This is a genomic window from Vibrio sp. OPT46 (genome assembly GCF_015163535.1).
GTDB classification, from domain to species: domain Bacteria; phylum Pseudomonadota; class Gammaproteobacteria; order Enterobacterales; family Vibrionaceae; genus Vibrio; species Vibrio alginolyticus.
Genome location: NZ_JADDYG010000004.1, coordinates 1 through 4582 on the forward strand (window position 1 = coordinate 1; position 4582 = coordinate 4582).

Below are 4582 nucleotides of genomic sequence, written 5' to 3' on the forward strand. Positions count from 1 at the left end.
TGCCCCATTCAAAGTTAGAATTAGGGATCATGCTTGTATCGAATATCTGTTTTGCAATAATTATTTTTAATGATGCTGTTGATTTCAATTCAGCCTTTCACTTTTTATGTCATTGATTTTATGGACAATAAAAATCAATCAAGAAATAGATATCTATTATGTTCATATAGTGTATAGTGTTAGAAGCTCAAACGATGAGCTATTCGTAAAATATTTAGTTCAAGATCTTCTCAGTTTTTATTCGATTAAATTCGTCATATTTATCCTGCGATACCTTTTTCTTCATTCCTTATTTAGTAGCTTTCTTTTTAACTTAATCAATGTATCGAGATATATTATGTCAAATAAATCAACAGGCTTAGTAAAATGGTTTAATGAATCCAAAGGTTTTGGGTTTATCACTCCTGATAACGGCGGTTCTAACCTATTTGTTCACTTCAAATCAATTGTTAGTGATGGCTTCAAAACATTATCTGAAGGCCAAAAGGTTTCTTTTGTTGTTGAACAAGGTAACAAAGGTCCTCAAGCGGATAATGTTACGTTAGTGTAAGATATTTATAAAAAGTCTCTTCTGTCGAGGAGACTTTTTTACTTTATTTTTTAATAAAGATTCTGAACGTTCGAAATACGAATAAAATAAATTTTGGGATCGATAAGATAAGAAGCAATATGAGAAAACCAGTAAGAAAATCAAGCAAGAAAACACAGAAAAACAACTTCGAAGAACGATTCGCTGCGATGGTAAAAGAATATCAAGAAGCGAAAGAAATTCTCGACTCTATGACTGAAAGTTCATCAGAATATTTAGCACAGAAAAAAGCATGCGATAAACTTTTTGCAAACGCGGAACGATACATTAATAAGAGATAATGAATTGAAATGGCTTTATTCTAATCTGAATAAAATCATCTTTCTTAGCATCAATAGGATGATATATGAGTAAGTCACCTAAAGCGACACAAAAGCAGAAGCAATTTAGTATTAATCAGAAAGGGATTAAACGAATACCAGAAGAGTTGAAAAAAATGGGTGTTCGCAAACGCATAGAAGAGATTGAAGAACAAAAAAAGTGGGATAAAGAGTGGGGACTATGAGTTCACGAAACCTCTCTGAGCTTATCAATACGACACTCCTCTTACATTCCGAAAAGCTGAGCAACTTGGACCGAGACATGCTGACAGGTTTACGAGATCAACTTAATCGTGAGCAAACCTTGTCAGACAAACAATCCAAACTGTGTCAAAGGCTACTACGAAAAACGAATCATGATTGCTAACCAACGTCAGTCTTCACAACTATCTACCCAGCTATCATCAATCATCAAGCGTTATTCGACTTAGCATCTGATCCATTAAATCTCTAATCTTAATTAGTATTGCACCCTCTGGCGCATGATGCTCAGCTGAGCGCTTGGCGTTCGTTAGACTTTTCATGAAGATAGTTTCGCTATCCATCACGGTGTGTTTTAGGTCGGCATGGTCCTATTCCTTTTGAGGAGACGTAGTAGTGTGATGCTTTCAATATGGCATTGTTTCACGCTTAAACGTTCGAACTGACTTGGTTTCTGCCTAAAAGCTGGACTAGGCAAGTAACTGATTATCAAGGAGTATGGACGGCAAAAAACCATCATAGAATGGTTATTACCTCATCTCACAAACCTGAGCACTACGAGTATGTTTCATCGCTCCTACAGTTTAAGCAACTTAACGTTCCACTTGTCATAATGTGATGTGTGCCCCAGATATTTCGTGGTTGCTATTCCCAAAGCTCATCTGTTGAAGAGCATAGTCTTTCTATGAGCAACCTTGTACAAACCTTACATTCAATATAATAAAATTTTTTTAGTGTATGATTCGCACTTTTTTAACTTAAACCAGATCTTCTTTCTACCGTGATTTTTCAAAGTAGTTCCTCCAAAACAACACCAGTCTCACCATTAGCAATCCTTTGGAGAAGGCTATTCATCTTTATTTTTTTATGTATTGATGTTTCTTTATTTTGAATAGATTTGTTTTTATTATTTCTATTCTCATTATTAAATATTTGATTAGACATATTATGCCCCTTTATAAAAAATTATAATTAAGGTGCACTGAACATAAGTATTTTTAGGATAGGTAATTAAGGAGATTACAGAGAGAAACTTGCTAGGGATTACGCTGGAAAACTATCTTTATATTTTATCTTGAAACAAATCTTTGTCAGAGCAACTACCTCGCCAGGCGTATGACGAGGCAGTGTAAATTCAATTGTAAGACTAAATAGTCGTTACATTTTCTGCTTGAAGGCCTTTAGGACCTTTACCTACAGTAAAGGAAACCTGCTCGCCTTCAATAAGCTTCTTAAAGCCATCGCCTAAAATGCTTCTGAAATGAACAAATAAATCATCGCCATTTTCTTGAGAAATAAAACCAAAACCTTTAGTTTCGTTAAACCACTTTACTGTACCAATTACTTGATTAGACATATTATGCCCCTTATAAAATTAAAATTAAGGTGCACTGAACATAGGTATTATTTTAGGATAGAGCATTAAGGAGATTACAGAGAGAAACTTGCTAGGGATGACGCTGGAAAACTTTCTTTATATTTTATCTTGAAACAACTCTGTGTCAGAGCAAAGACCACTATACAGATTAATTAAAAAAAATATACCTTTATTTTAAATTAATTTTTATATCATCTATTCAAACGCATTTTATCACAAAGGGTTCATCTTGATTCCGACGTTTTGCAGTTGGGAACATTAAGCAATAAATCAATACTGCCAAACGGCCTTTTTTGAGAGAGACTTGCTTGCGGCTGCCAAACTCGCCTTTGTCCAACGGCTTGCTGGCGGGGTAGATCATCGTAACGCAAAACTGCCCCAAAACTGCTTAGCTCAAGACTCCTGACCACTTTCCTAAGTCAGTTATTGACCTATTTATCCTAATGGCAGATTATGAGTCTAGTTGAGCACTTATAATTATACAGACATGTTCAGCAATTTTTGAGTGGAAGGAAGAATAAGACCTATAGAACAGCATGTTGCTGCTATGACGTCTGTATTTTATGAAGACAATGTCTGTTAAAAAGACACTGTTAAAGGTCAGGAGAATAAATGAAACATCTTAGAACGTTGATAGTCATTTTACTGATAGCGGTGATTCTTACTATTGCTCCGTACTTTTTCAAATTTCATGATTTATATCAATATGCAACAACACAAGACTTTGCGAATTTTGGTACGTATATCAGTGGGATTCTAACTCCTATATTTACTCTTGTTTCAATACTGTTTCTAGGTTTGCAGGTGATTGAGTCAAGCAAGCAGTCAAAGCTGGATAGAGTAATATCCGAGCATAAAATATCGTTAGATAATTTAATTAGCTCCCTCGCAAATGAAAAGCATCTCACGGAAGTAGAAGATCAAGCATATCAATCCTATTTGAGAGGTGAAAATGTGTACTTATCATGTTCGGAGTTTTACAGAAACAACTCTCGGATGATTGAGTCATTTGGCGTAGTTTCACAAACGCTATCTCATGTTAAGAAATTAGATGAAAAACAGTACAATATCTCAAGAGGTTTAGTTATTTCAGCCATTGACAGGGATAAGTTAGGTAAAGTTGAAAGGTTAAAGTTTTATCTCGATAACTACCGCTATAGTAGTAATCCAGAACACTATAGCTGGATTTGTGAAGAGTCTAAGCAATACGTGGAAAAGTGACCTTTAACCAACTGTTCGAGAGGGATTCGCAACGCGTGGCATTTTTACTATGCGTTGGTTTAAGTGATTAAGGTGGTGTGCGGCGGCTTTAGCATTGCGTTGCTCAACCCTTAACAGGGAGTTAGGAGAAAGAGGAAATGTATGAATATTCCTACTGATAAAGAAATATTAGAATTAATATATAAAAAATATAAAAATGACTATTTATCATACAAAAACGATAAATCTATTCGTAAAGCAAAAATATTTGTTCCTCTCAACATTGAAGATATCTCTTCTGATCTGAAAACTGAGGCTGATATTGTATTTGGAAGGCTTTATTATCACATGGATGAGAAATATGGTTATAAGCGTTCCGATGGGTCAAATGTGAATTTCTTTGTATTGAAAATAGGTGAAGATAAGCATTGTGTTAATTACCCACTTATGGTTAGTGTGCTTGCGTCATTAAGAGCCGAGAATAAAAAATTTTTTGTTCCTGTTATGATCTCAATACTTTCTACTTTAGTTGCAATTACTACGTTATCTTTAAAAATTGGTGGGATTTTTTCCTAACAAATGATCAAGGAATCAACCTACTTTTCCTAATCTGACAGAACGAGTCAGAGCAATAGGTCTAGTTCACTTTTGTCCAAAAGTGAGTTAGCCACGCCCGAAGGCAGCGGTATTTTGAATCCGAAAGTGACCAATAAGATTGCTTTAGCATTATGGTGCATTCATGGTCTTGTATCCCTTGCTCTGATTCTGTCGAGGAGGCTGATGAAGTCAGCCTAATCCGCGCAACAACCTAAAGCGCAAGAGTCTACGTATTGTGCAGTGAAATGGGCCGTCAAAGGATTAATTGAGTCGGTTCGTTTGGAGCTAAAAGGAAAA

General features: G+C 35.3%; 7 protein-coding genes and 1 pseudogene. 6 read left to right on the top strand and 2 right to left on the bottom strand.

The window, feature by feature from the left end; genetic code table 11:
• Positions 1-337: 337 nt before the first annotated feature.
• The 3 genes from IQR33_RS00010 to IQR33_RS00020 all read left to right on the top strand — a co-directional run bounded on the left by IQR33_RS00010 (position 338) and on the right by IQR33_RS00020 (position 1094).
• On the top strand, positions 338-550 hold the full coding sequence (locus IQR33_RS00010) for a cold-shock protein (protein WP_193837287.1): 213 nt from the start codon (positions 338-340) through the stop codon (positions 548-550).
• 119 nt (positions 551-669) lie between these two features.
• Positions 670-870, top strand: a complete 201-nt coding sequence (locus tag IQR33_RS00015) for a hypothetical protein (protein ID WP_020196715.1) — start codon at positions 670-672, stop codon at positions 868-870.
• Positions 871-935: 65 nt separating this feature from the next.
• A complete protein-coding gene (locus IQR33_RS00020) occupies positions 936-1094 on the top strand; it encodes a hypothetical protein (protein ID WP_180760439.1) in 159 nt (52 codons plus the stop codon).
• Positions 1095-1899: 805 nt separating this feature from the next.
• Here the strand turns inward: IQR33_RS00020 and IQR33_RS00025 are convergent.
• Both IQR33_RS00025 and IQR33_RS00030 read right to left on the bottom strand, forming a co-directional pair.
• Complete coding sequence (locus IQR33_RS00025) at positions 1900-2055, bottom strand: hypothetical protein (RefSeq protein ID WP_020196713.1); 156 nt, start codon at positions 2053-2055, stop codon at positions 1900-1902.
• A gap of 202 nt (positions 2056-2257) precedes the next feature.
• Complete coding sequence (locus IQR33_RS00030; protein WP_005380677.1) at positions 2258-2467, bottom strand: cold-shock protein; 210 nt, start codon at positions 2465-2467, stop codon at positions 2258-2260.
• A gap of 633 nt (positions 2468-3100) precedes the next feature.
• Here IQR33_RS00030 and IQR33_RS00035 point away from each other — a divergent pair.
• The 3 genes and pseudogenes from IQR33_RS00035 to IQR33_RS00045 all read left to right on the top strand — a co-directional run.
• Positions 3101-3709: a hypothetical protein gene (locus IQR33_RS00035; RefSeq protein WP_025767087.1), complete on the top strand. Its 609-nt coding sequence runs from the start codon at positions 3101-3103 to the stop codon at positions 3707-3709.
• 141 nt (positions 3710-3850) lie between these two features.
• Complete coding sequence (locus IQR33_RS00040) at positions 3851-4264, top strand: hypothetical protein (protein ID WP_140054595.1); 414 nt, start codon at positions 3851-3853, stop codon at positions 4262-4264.
• A 219-nt stretch (positions 4265-4483) separates the two neighbouring features.
• A pseudogene (locus IQR33_RS00045) lies at positions 4484-4582 on the top strand (short-chain dehydrogenase); the annotation flags it as partial.

Coding starts and splice junctions, on each gene's coding strand:
- IQR33_RS00020 (WP_180760439.1), top strand. CDS start 936: ATGAGTAAGTCACCTAAAGCGACACAAAAGCAGAAGCAATTTAGTATT.
- IQR33_RS00035 (WP_025767087.1), top strand. CDS start 3,101: ATGAAACATCTTAGAACGTTGATAGTCATTTTACTGATAGCGGTGATT.
- IQR33_RS00010 (WP_193837287.1), top strand. CDS start 338: ATGTCAAATAAATCAACAGGCTTAGTAAAATGGTTTAATGAATCCAAA.
- IQR33_RS00030 (WP_005380677.1), bottom strand. CDS start 2,467: ATGTCTAATCAAGTAATTGGTACAGTAAAGTGGTTTAACGAAACTAAA.
- IQR33_RS00040 (WP_140054595.1), top strand. CDS start 3,851: ATGAATATTCCTACTGATAAAGAAATATTAGAATTAATATATAAAAAA.
- IQR33_RS00015 (WP_020196715.1), top strand. CDS start 670: ATGAGAAAACCAGTAAGAAAATCAAGCAAGAAAACACAGAAAAACAAC.
- IQR33_RS00025 (WP_020196713.1), bottom strand. CDS start 2,055: ATGTCTAATCAAATATTTAATAATGAGAATAGAAATAATAAAAACAAA.